Annotated in this window: 15 protein-coding genes and 2 pseudogenes; 9 read left to right on the forward strand and 8 right to left on the reverse strand. The window is 62.8% G+C overall.

Going from position 1 to position 16175, the window contains the following annotated elements; genetic code table 11:
- Positions 1-1342: 1342 nt before the first annotated feature.
- The 3 genes and pseudogenes from CBI38_RS40930 to CBI38_RS09880 all read right to left on the reverse strand — a co-directional run.
- A pseudogene (locus CBI38_RS40930) lies at positions 1343-2420 on the reverse strand (IS1634 family transposase); the annotation flags it as partial.
- Between the two features lie 159 nt (positions 2421-2579).
- The gene (locus tag CBI38_RS37795) at positions 2580-5087 is read right to left on the reverse strand and encodes an ATP-binding protein (RefSeq protein ID WP_204164904.1); all 2508 of its coding nucleotides are present in this window, start codon (positions 5085-5087) and stop codon (positions 2580-2582) included.
- Positions 5088-5634: 547 nt separating this feature from the next.
- Positions 5635-6546 (reverse strand): hypothetical protein, encoded by a 912-nt coding sequence (locus tag CBI38_RS09880; RefSeq protein ID WP_109328450.1) that lies wholly within the window; start codon positions 6544-6546, stop codon positions 5635-5637.
- A 121-nt stretch (positions 6547-6667) separates the two neighbouring features.
- On the opposite strand from CBI38_RS09880, the gene CBI38_RS38945 reads away from it, so the two are divergent.
- Positions 6668-6796: an NINE protein gene (locus CBI38_RS38945; protein WP_230990134.1), complete on the forward strand. Its 129-nt coding sequence runs from the start codon at positions 6668-6670 to the stop codon at positions 6794-6796.
- Positions 6797-6874: 78 nt separating this feature from the next.
- Here the strand turns inward: CBI38_RS38945 and CBI38_RS09890 are convergent, their stop codons facing one another.
- The gene (locus tag CBI38_RS09890; protein WP_230990135.1) at positions 6875-7303 is read right to left on the reverse strand and encodes a hypothetical protein; all 429 of its coding nucleotides are present in this window, start codon (positions 7301-7303) and stop codon (positions 6875-6877) included.
- A gap of 748 nt (positions 7304-8051) precedes the next feature.
- Between CBI38_RS09890 and CBI38_RS40090 the strand changes: the two genes are divergently transcribed.
- Both CBI38_RS40090 and CBI38_RS09900 read left to right on the forward strand, forming a co-directional pair.
- Positions 8052-8183 (forward strand): hypothetical protein, encoded by a 132-nt coding sequence (locus CBI38_RS40090; RefSeq protein ID WP_257792471.1) that lies wholly within the window; start codon positions 8052-8054, stop codon positions 8181-8183.
- 152 nt (positions 8184-8335) lie between these two features.
- Entirely contained in the window at positions 8336-8551 is a 216-nt protein-coding gene (locus tag CBI38_RS09900; RefSeq protein ID WP_230990136.1) for a hypothetical protein, read from the forward strand.
- A gap of 304 nt (positions 8552-8855) precedes the next feature.
- Here CBI38_RS09900 and CBI38_RS09905 read toward each other — a convergent pair whose 3' ends face one another.
- Together CBI38_RS09905 and CBI38_RS09910 are read right to left on the reverse strand one after the other, a co-directional pair.
- The gene (locus CBI38_RS09905; RefSeq protein WP_109334969.1) at positions 8856-9671 is read right to left on the reverse strand and encodes a HugZ family pyridoxamine 5'-phosphate oxidase; all 816 of its coding nucleotides are present in this window, start codon (positions 9669-9671) and stop codon (positions 8856-8858) included.
- 32 nt (positions 9672-9703) lie between these two features.
- Entirely contained in the window at positions 9704-10372 is a 669-nt protein-coding gene (locus CBI38_RS09910) for an SIMPL domain-containing protein (RefSeq protein WP_109328456.1), read from the reverse strand.
- 143 nt (positions 10373-10515) lie between these two features.
- On the opposite strand from CBI38_RS09910, the gene CBI38_RS09915 reads away from it, so the two are divergent.
- Both CBI38_RS09915 and CBI38_RS09920 read left to right on the forward strand, forming a co-directional pair.
- The gene (locus CBI38_RS09915; protein ID WP_109328458.1) at positions 10516-10980 is read left to right on the forward strand and encodes an NfeD family protein; all 465 of its coding nucleotides are present in this window, start codon (positions 10516-10518) and stop codon (positions 10978-10980) included.
- Positions 10977-11849, forward strand: a complete 873-nt coding sequence (locus CBI38_RS09920) for a slipin family protein (protein WP_109328460.1) — start codon at positions 10977-10979, stop codon at positions 11847-11849. Before CBI38_RS09915 ends, CBI38_RS09920 begins: the two co-directional genes overlap by 4 nt.
- 30 nt (positions 11850-11879) lie before the next feature.
- Here CBI38_RS09920 and CBI38_RS09925 read toward each other — a convergent pair.
- Positions 11880-12236: pseudogene (locus CBI38_RS09925) on the reverse strand (dihydrofolate reductase family protein); the annotation flags it as partial.
- Positions 12237-12395: 159 nt separating this feature from the next.
- On the opposite strand from CBI38_RS09925, the gene CBI38_RS09930 reads away from it, so the two are divergent.
- Positions 12396-13022 (forward strand): hypothetical protein, encoded by a 627-nt coding sequence (locus CBI38_RS09930; protein WP_230990137.1) that lies wholly within the window; start codon positions 12396-12398, stop codon positions 13020-13022.
- The gene (locus tag CBI38_RS09935; protein WP_109328464.1) at positions 13023-13667 is read left to right on the forward strand and encodes an RES family NAD+ phosphorylase; all 645 of its coding nucleotides are present in this window, start codon (positions 13023-13025) and stop codon (positions 13665-13667) included.
- Positions 13668-13744: 77 nt separating this feature from the next.
- On the opposite strand, the gene CBI38_RS09940 is transcribed toward CBI38_RS09935, so the two are convergent.
- Positions 13745-14518, reverse strand: a complete 774-nt coding sequence (locus tag CBI38_RS09940) for an IclR family transcriptional regulator (RefSeq protein ID WP_109328466.1) — start codon at positions 14516-14518, stop codon at positions 13745-13747.
- Between the two features lie 226 nt (positions 14519-14744).
- Here CBI38_RS09940 and CBI38_RS09945 point away from each other — a divergent pair, with 226 nt between their 5' ends.
- Both CBI38_RS09945 and CBI38_RS09950 read left to right on the forward strand, forming a co-directional pair.
- Entirely contained in the window at positions 14745-15509 is a 765-nt protein-coding gene (locus tag CBI38_RS09945; RefSeq protein ID WP_109328468.1) for a CoA transferase subunit A, read from the forward strand.
- Positions 15506-16174, forward strand: coding sequence for a 3-oxoacid CoA-transferase subunit B (locus CBI38_RS09950; protein WP_257792472.1), 669 nt, complete (start codon positions 15506-15508; stop codon positions 16172-16174). The genes CBI38_RS09945 and CBI38_RS09950 overlap by 4 nt, the downstream gene beginning before the upstream one ends.
- The last annotated feature ends 1 nt before the right edge of the window (position 16175 follow it).

Raw genomic sequence — 16175 nt, forward strand, 5'->3', positions numbered from 1 at the left:
GAGATTGTGCCCGAGCCGGTTGGGCTTGGTCGCGATGTGGCGGGCATTGTGGCGATTCGGTGCCACGTCGAAGGTGTCGTTCCCGGCAATGGTGTTCCTCCAGCTTCCGGCGAGTCCGGCGGCTTTGGCGGGCATGCTGCTCAGCAGTCGATGCGCAGGTCGCGGAGGATAGCTGCGGCGTCGGTTAGTCGTGGGCGGCGACGGGCAAACCGAGTTGCAGGTTGGCGTCCACGTTGTCGAAGCCCAGTTAATTCCGCTGTTGGTAGGTGGAATCAGCGACGCTAAGTCAAGCGAATATACTACTGGCATACCGTTTCCTACTTTCCTCATCAATCCTAACCTTTTCGACCCTCGTTGCGGCCGCCTTCCGAATCTCATAACTGACGACCCATAAAAGGGTCCGACAGTCCCGACTGCACCGAGCATCGAGCCGAGGGCTGACCATGCCCGCATTCATGGTGATAATTGTGCAATCCGCCCGCGGCGAGACGGGGAAGGTGAGCCGGCAGATGACGCGGAAATTTCGTGATCGGCGTCGAGTTGCAGGCGGAATTTTGCGTCCAGCAAACGCAGTTACCCTGGTCAAACCTCTTCGCTGCCCAAGAAGTTGCCCTGGCCTACGCTGAAGTTCCCTTCCGCATGCCACCACCACTTCCATCTAACACCCCCGCGAACCAGAGTATGCAGACCGGCGGACAGATATCATGGACGCGATAAGTCTGAAGCCGCCCTTTATGGTCCGGCTACGGTACGCCGTGCGCGCGGGCTGCGGCGGACGTATGTACCGCTAGATGCACGATAGCTAGCGACTGAAACCAGAAAGCGAAACAATGGCGGTTTTGCTAAAGAAAACATAACGTGCAAAAATACGCGAATGGCTTTACGGGCAATCGTCGGAAAATGCAAAATCCCTAATTGATATGGATAATTCTCCAGCCAATTCAGAGAGCATGGATGATATCCGATCCGCCGTGCAGTTCCTGGAGGACGAGGATCTTAACAAGGAGCTGAAATATTTTGGGAATACTCCACCACAATCAGCATCACGCCAAAGGGGTCCGGAAGATGGAAGAGGACTTCGAAAGTTCGGCGTTGGAGGTCAAGGGCGCGACTGCCGCAGCATTCTGGTCCGTCGCGAGGGTGGTCAGGAGCCGACGTGTCATACCCGTCGCCCTCTCACCCGTCAGGCGCCGGCGACCGAGCAGCAGTCCTGACTTGCACAATTCTAGTAACCCGATCAGGGGCGTAGTTCAAGCGCGGTGAGGATTGCGGCGGCATCTCGTGTGATCGGGTCCGCTGCTGTGGGGTTGGCCGGCGATCGTCAGAGTGACCTCCTGAAGCGGCCCGGGGTCATCAGCGCATTGGGCGTGTTGGTGACGTAACTCTTCAACCCGACCAGCCATCGGGCGCGCTCGAGGGCCGAGGAGGGCCGAGGTGTCGAGGCTGCGGCCCTCAGTAATGGTCTTGATGAACCTGGGTCGCTTCGGTGGCTTGTCGCCGTCGACGATGTCGCGGGCGCGAGCTTCCTGGGCATTGAGGGTCATTTTGTCACGGACCACTCGTCGCTTCGAGTACTGCCAGACTGCCCGCCACGACTACGGATGCCCGGCCGCGTCCCAGACCGGCTCGGTGCGCCTCTTGAGGTTGTTGACGGTGCTCTCCGCGTGCCGGGGCGTGACCGTGTCAACACTCTGTCCGTCGGCGAAAACTACTCTCTTCCAGTGAAAACGGTTCGCAAGATCGGCGGGTTCTTTGGTGACGCGGGACCCGGCGGTGAACTGCAACCCGACCTCATCGAGGGAAGCATGATTGTCGGCAGAGAGCATTCCTGCGTCCGCAGCGATCACCATCTCCACGCCCTTGAGGCCGTGGCGAGCCCTGGAACTGCCGGATGATGAGCACGATGGTATGGGTTTCGGCATTGTTGCCCTCGAAGCACCCGATTTCGAGAGGAGACCCGGTGCGGTCGACGAGCAGACCGACGGTAGTCTTTTGTGGCGCAACGGTTCAATGCGTTGGCGTAGGTGTTGAGGTGGGCTGGGGCCAGGCCGATCTCACCGACGACACGGATCGTGTCGATCATCGATGTCGGGTCGACGATCCGACCAGGAACAGGTTGGAAGAACGCGTCGTCGATCACGTCGAAACCCAGCCGTCGCCATCCCGCCTCGATCAGCCAGCGGGACCGTTTCGCCACGATCACCGACCCTCGATCACCGCCGTCGTCGAGACCGAGGTCGAGTTCCTCCTGACTGGCACTCAACGTCCCTCGGGCGGTCTGCCGCAACGCCGCTAACTCACCGTCGGTGTGGGCGGAGCCGACGTGCTCGAAAATTTTTCTGTCGGCCACGGTCCTTCGCCACGATCTGCACCGCCGTCGCTCCCAACGCGGTCCGAAGTTTGCGGATGCACGCGGCCACAACCGCCGATTTTACCGGCCGATTAGTGCCCCAGACCGCCGACCATCGATGCCACCACCAGCGCAAACATCAACTGATGCCGGAATTTCCTCAACATGTGCAAGTCAGGCTAGGCCGTCTGCACCGACACCAGCATTCCTCAAGGAACAAACGCGTTCCTTAGAGAACAGACGCGTTGTCGATCGCCAGATCTTCGACTGACTCACCGGTCACGGTGACGCTGAACTCGAAAACGAGACGAAACCGGCGCTCAACATAAACTTCTGAATCTTCATCGTCATTGTCGTAGTTGCTGTCGAGGACGTCATCGCGTTCAGCGCTCTCCGTCTCATGGATCTTTACCACAAGAATGACGTCCGCCTCGATCGAACATTCACCCAAATCGGTACCACCTTCGAACTGCTCGACAAGACTCCATATAAATGAAGCCGCGTCCGGCAGAACCTCGACAACTTCTGTCGCTTCCTCCTCATCTGTAAGAGACTCAGCCAGAGCGCGCCCGACGATGGTGCCTGCGTCGTTGATGGCATCGCCTACGAGTTCCGGAACGGAACCAATAACCGCCTGACTTGCGACATCTTCCACGGTGGGGATAAAAAAGCTCTCGTCACTTTCGTCATCCACCGCAAGCCCGCTGTGTTCTCTTGAAATAGATAGCAGATGATCCCCGCTACTCGGGAGAAAGGTTACTGGAATACCTTCCAATAATTCCCTGAGAATTTCCGGCGCCTCGCTCGTGAAGTAGAGTATCTGTCCCGATTGAGCGTTCTCGGCCAGCCGCAATAGAAACGCACGAAGGTCCGCACGATCGGTCTCTTGTTGCCGAGGCTCATCCAACGCAAGTACGCCGATATGGCGGCTTTCAGCTATCGCACGCGTCGCCTCAAGAAGAGCGAGATGATACGCCCACTTCGTTCGGATTGTGTCTGACGCACTCGAACTCTGGGCTACATCGAACGTGAGTTCAAATCCGTCACACACGGGTAAGAGCGATTGGTCATCGATCGTAACGTCGGTGGGCCGGATACTCCTGAATCCGTATGCAGATAGTTGTGATTGGAAACTCTCGCGGAATTTTTCGACACGCGCAACGTCAGCAGCATTCTCACCCGCGTTTCGAAGTTCCTCTAGCTCCGCCCGCAACTCAAAGAATCGTTGAGCGAGATCCGAGAGTTCCTCGACCGTCGAATCTACAACATTCGCTGCCCGGACAGAGGCGCTTAGCTGTCGTTCAAGTTCCAGGCGGCGCTCAATTTCGACGACGCTTGGCGCGTCAGATGGTCCACTCAACTCGTCCCGGAGCGACCTAACGACTCGGCGGGACATCATTAATGATTCGTCTGCGACACGCAGTTCGCGACGCAGACCACTTAAGTGCTGCTGTGAGGACACCTTCAAACTTTCAAGTGCCTTGAGTTCACCGTCGAGCATTGCAATGTTGTCTTCTATTGAATGGACGAGATCAGTAGCTACTTCCCGAGAATCAAGCTCTTGCTCGCAAGTTGGACATCTTCCCTCCGCAATCAGTGGGAGCTCAAACTCTCCGCCGAGTCGCTGGATTCGTCTGATATCAGTGAGACGCTCTTTGTCCTTTTGAATTGACATAATTCGGGAATCGATAACTCTGACATCATTTTCTGCGTATTCGATATGCTCCCTCAGTCGCCGCACGACTGAGCCGGTCCTATCCACGTCGGCCTCTGCCGCCGCCAACTGTGTCCGACTCTCATCGGTTCGTCCGCCAGCACGCACGGGAACTGCAGTCGACTGCGCGATTTCCTCGCGCCATCGTTCCTGTGCCGACGGCAAGGTCACCCACTCGTCGTCTATCTTTGCTTGCACTACCGGAGTCTGAAGCTGAGACACTGATACAGGCTTATTAGGAACCAGAAGTACTCGAAGATTTGCTAGCAGGGAGACATTCTCGATCTTTGATACAGCCTCATCCCATTCGACATTAATAGCCGCCAGCTCACTCGATAGTAGATTCTTTCGCCGAATTGCATCAAGAGTTCCCAGGCCGAGTACATACTCCACCGCCCTTCTCAGGGGATCTTTGATACGAAGATATGCAGGAACCCTTGGGGCTATCCCCGACCAGCCAAATTTCTGTTCAACAAAAAACAACGGCAAGAGCACCTCAAGGTACAAGGGAATTTCACCATCTCCGAAAGTTGGCACGTCAGGAAGTGACCACCCGATAAACTCTTCGAGGAGACGGTGGAAACCTTCCGAACGCGTGGCGGCTCCCCGTTCGCGTACAAACATGTCCCGCTGTTTCGCCAATACGAGCATGCCCTCCTCACGGGCCATTCGAACCTGAACTAGGTTTCGTTGCACGTCTAGGGACCTAGCGTATCGACGAACTCGTAGATACTCGCCCTTCTGATTGGCGATGGTGAGGTCGACGTAGGACTCGACTACTTGATGCCTCTCTCCCTCAAGATCGATCGTGCTTGCCATGGCTGGGCCGAGAGGCACGCGGCGCGAAGCCGAGAATGCTCCTTCAAGGCCAAGCGCATAAACTATGCCTTGAAGTAGGGTTGATTTGCCCCAGCTATTCTTCGCGTTTAGAACATTAAACCCCTGAGCGAATGGGGTGAAGTAACGGGCACTATGCGACGAAGTTTTGACTATCATTTCGATCGAAACGAGACGAAGACTCATCGAGGATACCTCGTATTTCTTGTCCGCGGCGACCGTGTGCCCAACCTCTTCCACATTTGAGATTCCGAAATCGATCCCAATTGCGCCAGCTCGACGTTTTCCGATTCGAGAGCGCCCGATCTTTCAACTATTGAATTAATAACATTTTCGCCGCGCTCTGTCAGAGAGTACTTTCCGCTGCGAGTTTGCGCTACCAGTTGGGATGCGCGTGCCAGTTTCAATGTGTCCTCTAATCGTGGGTTACGCGCCCGAAAGATATCCCCAGTCCCCGGTTGCGACTCCCATAAACGTCGCAACATCGTCATATTCTTGACATCTTGAAGTGCCCATGTAAGAACATGCAATTGCTCGATCGAGGCAGAGTTGTTTCGGCAATGCGCCAGACATAGCAACGTCGTTGCTATACGCCACACGGCTCGATCTCGTCCTTCAAGTGGCAGTGGCACCTTCTCAACCGCGAGTGGGGCCTGCGGCATCGGTGTACGAATTCGCGACGAAAAGATGTGCAGATCACGGCTATCTGCTTCCGCGCCCTGACCTCCGATACTCATGATGCGTTTCCGTAACGCATCGGACAGTCAATCCACCAAGACGCGAAATAGTACCGTGCGAGTTCTTCGCAATGAATCGACGCGAGTTCAGGTAGGTCCTGTTGGAGGGAACGAATTAGATCACCAATAAGCTGATCTTCATTCACATTTGGCTCAAATATGAGGCGCCGACCCAATCCACGCAAGGTTAGATCGGCGCGCAGTCTAATCTTTTCGTATATCGAACCGTATCGGCCTTGAAGCTGTACCAGTTGCGACTTTCCGTAAAGGTACTCAAGCAGGAGGCTTTTTCTTACCTCTTCGAGGCGGACCGAATTGTTTCCGAGACCCGGGTGCGCCCTCAGCTTTTCGCGCAGCCTGTCCGCATCCGCGTGATCGACGTTACTCAGCTCAGACTCGTCGGGGAATGGCATGCGAATCGTGACCGCCGACTGCGCGCCATAGAGTAACGGCAATTGAGCGGCGAATAATTCCGTGTCTTCGTGCACAATAATCTGAAAGTCGTCGTGGCACCACTGCGGTTTTGGGTTGGAGTCGCGAACCTTACCGCTCTTCATTCGCGCGTATTTGACAAGTTCTTTATCATCAAAATCGGGCGTCAACAACACCCAACGCCGTATCCTGTAGTCACGACCCAGGAGTTTCATTACCTCGTCAGCTTTTTCAACTAGCTTTGCGACGTCGGTGCGAATCTTCTTCTTTTGTGCTTCGGTTTGGTCGCGAAGCGAAAGCGGTTCATCGACGGCGTAACACTGATATACCATCCCATCATCGAGACGATAGGCCTCCATACCTTGGTCGCCACGCATGCGATCGGGCACCATTTGCACGTCTTCGCCGTGCTTGATGCTGAGAAGCTTGCAGCAATGCGCCTGCCACTCACCGCCAGTCCAGTATTGCCGCATCATGCCGCCGACCCTACCTGCGGCGCGTCTCTTTGAGATGACTGGCTATGGCTCAACACGGTACGTGTTGAGCGGCCACGAGTTCCCGACCTGAATTATTGCACTCGCGTACGGCTACCATCCCGTGACTGAATTGCCCTACTCATACAAGACGAAGCTTTCTGCCGGGCTGCTCAGTATTCTTTTCGGATACTTCGGTGCCGGGCGCTTCGACATCGGCCACACGAGGCTGGGGTTCGCGATGCTGACGTGAGCTTCGTACTCACGGTCGTCAGCCTCGGAACGTGGTCCTCGTCGCGTGGATCTGGCCGCTTCATTCGACGGTATCGTCCTATTCGCAGGCGAACCGAAGGGAGAAACGGATGCCCTCGATGTACGCGTTCCATCCGACAAACGTCAGGGGCGGCGGCCAGTCGCGTGCGTTGAGGCGGCTGTGGCGAGTCAATCTCGCTAGGTCGTGAGGTATCGGGTGTTGTGATCGTTCGGTGCGTTTTCCAGGGCTGTCGTGCTGGTGATTGTGATGCCGGCCGCGGTGAGACCTGCCGCCTTGGCGGGGTTGTCGCTGAGTAGGTGATGCGGTCGCTGTGGCGATCGCGAGGATTGCTGCGGCGTCGGTGTAGTCGCGGGTGCGGACGGGCAATCCGAGTTGCAGGTTGGCATCGACGGTGTCGAAGCCCAGGTGGTCTTGGAGTTGGTCGGCGGCGATTTTCGCGGCGAGTCCGATGCTGCGGCCATCGTGCCCGCGCCCGTCGATCGGCACACCGACTCCGGTGTCGGAAATGCGGCTCGAGTGTGGCGGAGTGTTGTGGGCCGCAGTCGCAGCGGCGTGAGCGAAAGGACGTCTCCGGTGCGGCATTCGCTAAGGACGGTGGTTCCGGCCGGGTCGCCGAAGGCCTTGGTTCCCGTCAAATGGGGCGCACATGAGGAATCGCATGTACAAGGTTAAGTACTCGCTGGCAGTTTAGTTTGTATTCCCTGTTGGGGTCGGAGTTGAGTATGGACGGTTTGCTGTCAGGTGCGTTGCTATTGCTGCGTCGTACCGAGGTTCGCGTCCTCTCGGGTGGGCCCGCTGATCTGAATCTGGTTTGCTTGGCGGGGGCACCGTGGCGGTGAACGTCGAGGTGATGGGAGGCCGCCGCCGCCGAGCATTGTCAAGGGCTTGCGTGGGAATGGCGACGACCGGTTCCTGCTTGTCATGGCTCACGCGACGCCGTATGTGCGCGACGTCGCCGCCGAGGGCGTGGTGGATCTGATCGCGGTCGACGAGGTCGTGTCCTCATCGGGGGTATCGAACACACCGGGACGGCGTCCACCGACACAGGGTCGGAAGACAAGGGTCTGCGGCGTGGTCGTCGTCCGTGGACGCGCTGGGCGGTCGAATGGTTGCTGTTGTCGGCCGAGCAGCCGATGACGCAGGTCGAGCTGGCCGCGGTTTGCAGGTCACGCAGCAGTCGGTTTCGCATGTGTTGCGGCGTCATCGGTTCGCCACGCGCACTGACGGTGGGTTGGTGACCGGGCAGCGCGGTGACTGTCTCGATGGGTTGCTCGCGGAGTATCCGGGTCCGGGTGGTGTGTCGACGTACTGGTACGGACTCGATGGTGGTGCGGCAGGCGGAGGCGGCCGCGTCCTGGTGCGCTGAGCGGGGTGTGGAATGTGTGTTGACCGGTGATGTGGCCGCGGATGTGTATGCCCCTTGGCGGTTGCCGGCGGTGGCCGGACTGTACAGCCGGGTGTTGCTCGACTTCACTGCCGCCGGTTTCACCGGCCACCGATGCGGAGTACACGCTTGTGGTGACGGTGCCGGCGGACCGGACTCTGTGGCGCACCGCGGCCGCGGCGGCACATCCGAAGGCGCGTGTCGAACCGACGGCGGTCATCGAGGTGCCGGGGGTGCGGGTCGATCCGATCATCGCGCTACACGACCTGCTCAACAGCCCAGGCCCGGACGCGGCGGAGGCCGCCGACCATCTGCGTCAGGCGATCCTGGAAAGGACCTGGCGCGGCTGACGTCGTTCGGATGATGTGGGGCGGAAGGGGAGGCGTTGAACGCCTCCTGGGGGCGATAGGCTCGGATCGGGATCTGGTCGGCGAACCGAACCCCCTGCGCCGGGTCGTCGACGCGCTCAGCGACAGCGACGCCAGCTGCAGTGCTGCCACCCTCCCGTCGGCCGATTCCGTCAGGTTCTTCACATCGAGGTCTCCCAACGACAGCCCGCCCAGATGCCCAAGGAACTGCGCGACTCGGAGGGAGTGCAGTCGCACAACGTCGGGGCGCCGAACTGGACGCGACGTTCGGGAGAAATTCGGCTCGTCAGCGGCCGGACGTATCGACGCCCGCCGCTTGACGCGTCAGAGCCACTGTCGCCGCCCGCAGCTGGTCGGCCGATTCGAGTGGCTCCGCGTACCCGACTCGCGTCATGGCGGCGCCGCGCGGGGTGACGACGCGCAGGTCCAACCCATACCGATCGGCACCCTCGCACGTGGCGGCGGTGGCGTCCGGGAAACCGCCCAGCGCACGGGCCATCGACAGCAGTGCGTCGGCGTGGTCAGCGTTGAGGTGCTCGACCGCGCGGCCGGCGTGCGGAGTGACCGGGTCCGGCGACGCCGACGCGTACGCCTCCGCGGTCGCTGAGTCCATACGCCCGTAGCCGCCGACCCACCGCACGCGCTGGACGCGCAGCACCCAGAGGGCGAAGTCGCTGAAGTCGATGTAGACGTGCGCGGCCGGGATGCCTGCCAGATGGGCCTCTCGTGCGGCGGCGAGCTCGTCGCCCTCGGGGCGGTAGACGTACCCGGCGAGGGTGATGCGGGTGCTGGCCAGTGGATCGGCAGGTGGGTTGGGCGCGACGATCGCGATGCTGGCCCGGGGGTTGTGCGCGAGGTTGCGGCCGTGCTCGGCCATATGCGACACGCACAACACGGGGGAGCCGTCCAGCAGACCGTAGGTCACGAACGACGCCCACGGATCGCCGTCGGCGGTCAGGCTCGCGAGGGTGCCGATGTTGGTCGAGGCCGCCACCGTCCGGGCTTCCTCGGCCGCGGAGGGGCGGGCCGGATTCACGACCTCCGCCAGCGGCGGCGGCACAGTGGGGACGTCGCCCGGATCTCCGTGATCTAAGTTGGTCATTCCCGAACGGTACGCCCGCGTCGAATTCTCGCTCACCACGCCTCGAATCGCGCGTGCACGTCGGCGCTGAGGGTGATGTTCTCCGGCTTGAGCGCGATGGCCTCGTTCGACCCGCCGGCAGCGAAGGCGCGGGCCCCGACGGCGGTGTGTGACGACCCGGCGTCGACGCCGAGCATGCCGGGGTCGGCGATCGCGACTGGGTGAACGGTGTTGCGGCCAAGACTGCGAGCATAGGTTTCGGCCTTGGACTGCGCGTCGCGGATGGCGAGTTCCCGCACCTGCACGATCCGGGCCGCCCGACTCTTGCTGGTGAGCGCCCAGTCGAAGTTCCCGACGTTCACCCCTTCGAGCGTCGACACCGCATCGACGAAGCCGCCGACGGCGCCCAACTGGCTGAACTTCACCTCGAGCGCGGCTTCCGCCCGGTACACATACGGCAGCTGGAGACCGTCCTTGTTGTACGGGCGGTGCCGCGAATGTCGGACCTGATCGAGCGACCACCAGTTGATCGGACCGTGGTGGCTGTCGAACTGCGCGTTGATCAGCTCGGTGAGTCGGCTGACGGTGGCCGTCGCCGTCCCGACCGACCGCTCCACCTCGCCCGTCTCGATGCGGACGACCACCGCCACCGTGCACCGCTCGGGCGCAAACGTGGCCTCACCGTGGCCGGCGACGGTGACGACAACAGGGCTCGTATGCATGAGAAGGAGTGTGCCACCCGAGCGGGAAATTGCTGGTGGCGTGACCCCGCGCGCTCGCATACCGTGGATACCGAGGGCCCGATCGCCAGGTGGCTATGCGATGCGGCCGGGCCCTCGCGAAGCGTGATCGTGGGTGATGCGAAATGGCCGCCTTGGGTGTGCTGGCACTGATACTCGGTGTGCTGCTGATCGTGATCGAGGCACACGCACCGACCGCCGGAGTGCTCGGCGGGCTCGGTGCCCTGGCCTCCGCGGCAGGGGTGTGGCTGCTGTTCACGTCCAGCGACACCGCGCAGATGATCGCCGTCCCGGCGGCCGCGGGTGTCGCGGTGGTCGGACTCGGCAGCGCGGCCGTGATCGGCCGGAAGGCATTGTCGGCGCGGCGTATTCCCATCCGCTCGGGCCCGCAATCGCTGATCGGCACCGACGCCACGGTCCGCAGCTGGGCCGGGCGGCAAGGACAGGTGGAAACGGCCGGGGGACTGTGGAAGGCGCAGACCCAGTTCGGCGACGACGAGGAACCGACCGCCGGTGACGCCGTCATTGTCGAACAGATCCGCGGCCTCACCCTCACCGTGCGCCGCCGCGAACCGTGGGAGCTGTTATGACCGAACTCATCGTCATCGTGTGCGTCGTCATCATCCTTCTCGCCATGCTGGCGAGCAGCTCCATCCGCGTGCTCCGCGAGTACGAACGCGGCGTCGTGTTCCGGCTGGGCCGGCTGATCGACCTGAAAGGCCCGGGCCTGGTGCTGTTGATCCCGGCCATCGACCGCATGGAACGCGTCAGCCTGCGGACCGTGACGCTGAGGATTCCGGTCCAGGAAGTGATCACCCGCGACAACGTGCCGGCCAAGGTCACCGCCGTCACCTACTTCCGGGTAATCGACGCCGACCGGGCCATCGTCGAAGTCGAGGACTTCCTCGCCGCCACATCGCAGATCGCGCAGACCACCCTCCGCTCGATCCTGGGTAAGGCCGACCTCGACGCCCTGCTGTCCGAGCGCGAACGCCTCAACGAAGACCTGCAGCAGGTGATCGACCAGCAGACCGAACCGTGGGGCGTGAAGGTCACCACCGTCGAGATCAAGGACGTCGAGATCCCCACCAACATGCAGCGGGCCATAGCCCGGCAGGCCGAGGCCGAACGCGAACGCCGCGCCAAGGTGATCAACGCCGAGGCCGAATTCCAGGCATCTGCCAAACTCGCCGAGGCCGCCGACGTCATCAGCCGCAACCCCACCACCCTGCAGCTGCGCTACCTGCAGACGCTGGGGGAGATGGGCGGCGACAACAACTCGACCATCGTCTTCCCATTGCCCCTCGACCTGGTCCGCCCCTTCCTCACGTCCCCGACTGCCAACGGGCAGGACAAGGATCGGCCCGACGAACCATCACAACTCGAGGCCAGACCCGACGTCGACCCGATGCGGGCCATGACGCGACCGGAACCCGTAGCGCACCCGCTGCGCAATTGAACTCGGGCAACTGCGTCCCGCTCAGATCGGTCAACGGCGCACCCGATCGCGCAGAGAAGCGCCCTGTTCCCCTGAATCACCACGTCGGGATCTTCCAACAGGTGCTGCGCGTGGACCGACCCGAAGTAGCGCTTGCCGGACCCGAACACCACGGGTACGACGTCCATACGAACCTCGTCGACCAAACCTGCGGCAAGCACCTGGCCACGACGTCGCCAGCGGCGACCTCGACGATGCGGTCACCCGCAAGCTCCTGCGCCTTGGTCACGGCTGCGTCAATGCCGTCGACGAAGTGAAACGGCGCCTCGGGTCCCAGCCCTCGGGCTCCGGCCGGTGCGTCACGACGGCCATGTGGTCGATCCCGCCCGGAGGCTTGCCCTCCCTCCCAGCCTTGTCGATCGGATCGCGCCCTCGGAGCTCGTCCGAGGCCTGGCCACACTCGGGTGATACCGCACCCAGCCGCTGGGGCGCGGTAGCGACCCCTCGCAGTTCTCGCTATCATGAATTTGTGCCTGATAATCCGTGAAAGTGAGGGGGTTGGGTGTGATGAACGAGGCCACCGATACCAGCACCGAAGACCGCTACCTGCGCGGTGATCTCGGTTTCGAGGATGCCCTGCGGGAGGTGACCGGCACCGACGTCGGCCGCCAGTTCTTCGCCCAGATCCTGCACAGCCTGGCCGACCGGAACCCGGCGGCGCCGCCGCTGTCCGACCACGACACAGCCCTGCTCGATCAGGCTGCGTTCGTCGACGACCCCGCCGCGGCGACGGCCGCACGGGTGAACCGCGACATTCGCATGCAGGAACTGGTCCGCAGCTCCCTGTCGATCGCGGAGGCCGCGGACCGTCTCGGGGTGACCGCGGCCCGGATCCGGCAACGCCTCGGCGAGGGCACCCTGTGGGCGTTCCAGTCGGGCCGGAACCGATTGTTGCTGCCCGCCCAGTTCACCGACACCGGTGCGGTGCCGCACCTCGACCAGGTGATGCCGCTGTTGGCGAAGGACCTGCACCCGCTGACCGTGCAGGCGTTGCTGACCCTCCCACAACCGTCCCTGACCGTGGAGGGCCGGCCGGTGTCTATCGTGGCGTGGCTGACTGGCAGCGCCGGAACCGCCGCCGACATCGAACAGGTCATTGATGTGATCACCGCCGCCGAATGGGAGTCGGCATAGATGGGGTCGATGCTGCCAGCACCACCGACCATTGCCGACCTTCATGACGCGGGCGTGCGCCCCGAGGAAGTGTTCGACTGGCAACCGGCACAGGTGGTGTGGCGAGTGCATCGCACCACCGGAACCCATGTGCTGCCGTGGAAGGCACTGCGCTCGTTCGGGCCGATCCTGCGGTTCGACCACCACCCGCCCCCGCGGGCCGAGCATCCCGGCTACGGCATCTGGTACGGCGCCTCCAGTCCCCGCGGTGGGTTGGCCGAGGCGTTTCAAAGCGCCCGCGTGATCGACCGCCACCGCGGTGACCCGTATCTGACCGGGCTGCGATTCACCCGGTCGCTCAGACTGCTCGATGTGTCCGGCATCGGCGAGGGGGCGTGGGCGACCCGGGTCGGCGGCAACCATGCCCTCGACTCCGCCGCGCACGGCCGAAGCCAACACTGGGCCCGCACCATTCACCGCGCCCATAACGATCTCGATGGGATTGTCTACCGCGGCCGGTTCGCCGGCAGTGTCTGCATCGCAATCACCGAACGCGCCACCGACGCGTTCCCTGCGCTGCCGGCGTTGTCGCTGCCGTTGTCGCATCCCGGGTTGTCCGGGCCGATCGACAGCGCGGCCTATCAGCTCGGCTACACCATCACCTGACGCTGCGACACACGTGGGCGAACCGGCTGGGACCACGGAACCTGCCCCGCTGGGAAACTGATCTCGGGCAACTGGACTCACGCCCGCGACTGCAGCAGTTGCGAGAGAACATGCGCCTGCTCCAGCAGCAGGGTGCCGAGTTCGGTGTGGCGTTCGGGGCGGAAACGGGTCTCGACGCCGGTGAGGCTCAGCGCCCACGCCGGCCGGCCGTCCCGGTCGAACACCGCAGCACCCATTCCCCAGCTTCCCTCGACGATCAGACCTGGGTTGACCGCGTACCCGGTGTGGCGGGTGAGCGCGATGCGTTCGCGGAGTGCGTCCGTGCTGTGGTTCTCGCCCCAGCGTTCGGAGAGGTCGGTGCGCGCCAGGTACTCGTCGATGTCGCGGTCGGGGAGATGCGCCAGAATCACCAGTCCCGCGGAGGCGACGCCGAGCGGAAAGCGGATGCCCTCGTGCAGGACGTGGGAGCGGAGAGGGAAGCTGCCGTCCTCGGCGGCGATGCACACCGTCTCGTCGCCGCGCCGGGCCGAGAGGAAGGCGCTCTCGCCGGTGTCGCGGGCCAGTCGGTCGAGGACGCCGCGGGCGTGCCGGGTGATGTCGTAGCGGGTGGCGGCCGCCGCGCCCAGCAGATACAGCTCCGGGCCGAGGGTCCACCGGCCCGTCTTCGTGTCGCGGTCGAGGAGGCCCTCGTCGGCCAGCGAAGACAGCAAGCGGTGCGCGGTGGGACGGGCCAGCCCGGCGGCGCGCCCGAGCACCGTGGTGGACGCACCGGCGGGTTCGTGCGCTCCGACCGCCCGCAACAGCGCACCCACCCGTCCGACCACGTGCGGTCCGCGTGTCTCCTCCGTCATGACGCCATCATAGCGTTCACTCAGTGAACGCTCCGCGCTCCGGTGTCCAGGCTGTGAACAACCTTGCCGAACTCCTTGAAACGTGAGCAAGAGCACGTTCTACTAGGGCTTACGCGTTCACCACGGCGGCCATTGAAGCCCGTCAGGCGTGAAACCAGCGTCTGCTGGATGAACGCATGGAAGTGGACACCGGCTCGGAGGTCGAGCGGTAGCGAAGGGAGACACGATGACAGGAAAGGTTTCCGAGTCCGCGGCAGCGGCGGTCGCGGGCATCACCAGCGGCTCGTCACTGGCGGTAGGAGGGTTCGGGCTCTGCGGCATTCCCGATGCACTCATCGCCGCCCTCGAAGAAGCGGGCGTCGACGAGCTCGAGGTGTTCTCCAACAACTGCGGAGTGGACGACCACGGGCTTGGAATCCTCCTGTCGGCGGGACGAATTCGCCGCGTCACGGCGTCGTACGTGGGTGAGAACAAGGAGTTCGCCCGTCAGTACCTGGCCGGGGAACTCGAAGTGGAGTTGACCCCGCAGGGCACGCTCGCCGAGCGGCTGCGGGCCGGCGGTGCGGGCGTTCCCGCCTTCTTCACCCCGGCCGGTGTCGGCACCCCCATCTCGGACGGCGGGATGCCCTGGCGGTACGGCCACGACGGTTCCGTCGCCATCGCGTCACCGCCTAAGGAGACGCGCGTCTTCGGGACCAAACGGTACGTGCTGGAAGAGGCTATCAACGCCGATTACGCGCTGGTCCACGCCGCGATCGGCGACACCGACGGCAACCTCGTCTTCGACAAGACGGCCATGAACTTCAACCCCCTCGCCGCGATGGCGGGCAAGGTGACCATCGCCCAGGTGGAGACCCTCGTCGAGCCCGGCGAGATCGACCCTGCCCACGTCCACCTGCCGGGAGTGTTCGTCCAGCGGATCGTGCACACCGGACCTCAGAACAAGCGAATCGAAAAGCGCACCGTGCGCGCGGAAGGACGCCCCTCGTGACCACACTTGCTGCCACCGGCTGGACCCGTGATCAGATGGCGCAGCGCGCCGCCGCCGACATGATCGACGGCGAATACGTCAACCTCGGTATCGGGCTGCCGACCCTCATTCCCGGCTACCTCAACGACGACGTGCGGGTGATCCTGCACTCGGAGAACGGGATCCTCGGCACCGGTCCGTACCCCACCGAGGAGGCCGTCGACGCCAACCTGATCAACGCCGGCAAGGAGACCGTGACCGTCAATTCCGGTGCAGCCTTCTTCGATTCGGCGTTGTCGTTCGGCATGATCCGCGGCGGCCACATCGACACGGCCGTACTGGGCGGCATGCAGGTGTCCCGCACCGGCGACCTCGCCAACTGGATGGTCCCCGGCAAGATGGTCAAGGGAATGGGCGGGGCGATGGACCTGGTGCACGGCGCCGAACGGGTCATCGTCGTGATGGAACACACCGACCGCGACGGCAACCCCAAGATCGTCGACGCGTGCACCCTGCCGCTCACCGGTCAGGGCGTCGTGAACCGGATCATCACCAACCTGGCGGTGATCGACGTACTCGGCGACGGCACGCTGGCCCTGCGCGAACTCGCGCCCGGGTTGAGCGTCGACGACGTGCAGGCCGCGACGGGCCCCACACTGATCGTCGACCTGGAGAACGCTGCCTGAC

Source organism: Rhodococcus oxybenzonivorans (genome assembly GCF_003130705.1).
Classification (GTDB): domain Bacteria; phylum Actinomycetota; class Actinomycetes; order Mycobacteriales; family Mycobacteriaceae; genus Rhodococcus_F; species Rhodococcus_F oxybenzonivorans.

What these genes read in the sequence shown, in the direction of transcription:
- CBI38_RS37795 (WP_204164904.1), bottom strand. Translation starts at nt 5,087, where the DNA reads ATGAGTCTTCGTCTCGTTTCGATCGAAATGATAGTCAAAACTTCGTCG.
- CBI38_RS09880 (WP_109328450.1), bottom strand. Translation starts at nt 6,546, where the DNA reads ATGATGCGGCAATACTGGACTGGCGGTGAGTGGCAGGCGCATTGCTGC.
- CBI38_RS09905 (WP_109334969.1), bottom strand. Translation starts at nt 9,671, where the DNA reads ATGACCAACTTAGATCACGGAGATCCGGGCGACGTCCCCACTGTGCCG.
- CBI38_RS09910 (WP_109328456.1), bottom strand. Translation starts at nt 10,372, where the DNA reads ATGCATACGAGCCCTGTTGTCGTCACCGTCGCCGGCCACGGTGAGGCC.
- CBI38_RS09915 (WP_109328458.1), top strand. Translation starts at nt 10,516, where the DNA reads ATGGCCGCCTTGGGTGTGCTGGCACTGATACTCGGTGTGCTGCTGATC.
- CBI38_RS09920 (WP_109328460.1), top strand. Translation starts at nt 10,977, where the DNA reads ATGACCGAACTCATCGTCATCGTGTGCGTCGTCATCATCCTTCTCGCC.
- CBI38_RS09930 (WP_230990137.1), top strand. Translation starts at nt 12,396, where the DNA reads ATGAACGAGGCCACCGATACCAGCACCGAAGACCGCTACCTGCGCGGT.
- CBI38_RS09935 (WP_109328464.1), top strand. Translation starts at nt 13,023, where the DNA reads ATGGGGTCGATGCTGCCAGCACCACCGACCATTGCCGACCTTCATGAC.
- CBI38_RS09940 (WP_109328466.1), bottom strand. Translation starts at nt 14,518, where the DNA reads ATGACGGAGGAGACACGCGGACCGCACGTGGTCGGACGGGTGGGTGCG.
- CBI38_RS09945 (WP_109328468.1), top strand. Translation starts at nt 14,745, where the DNA reads ATGACAGGAAAGGTTTCCGAGTCCGCGGCAGCGGCGGTCGCGGGCATC.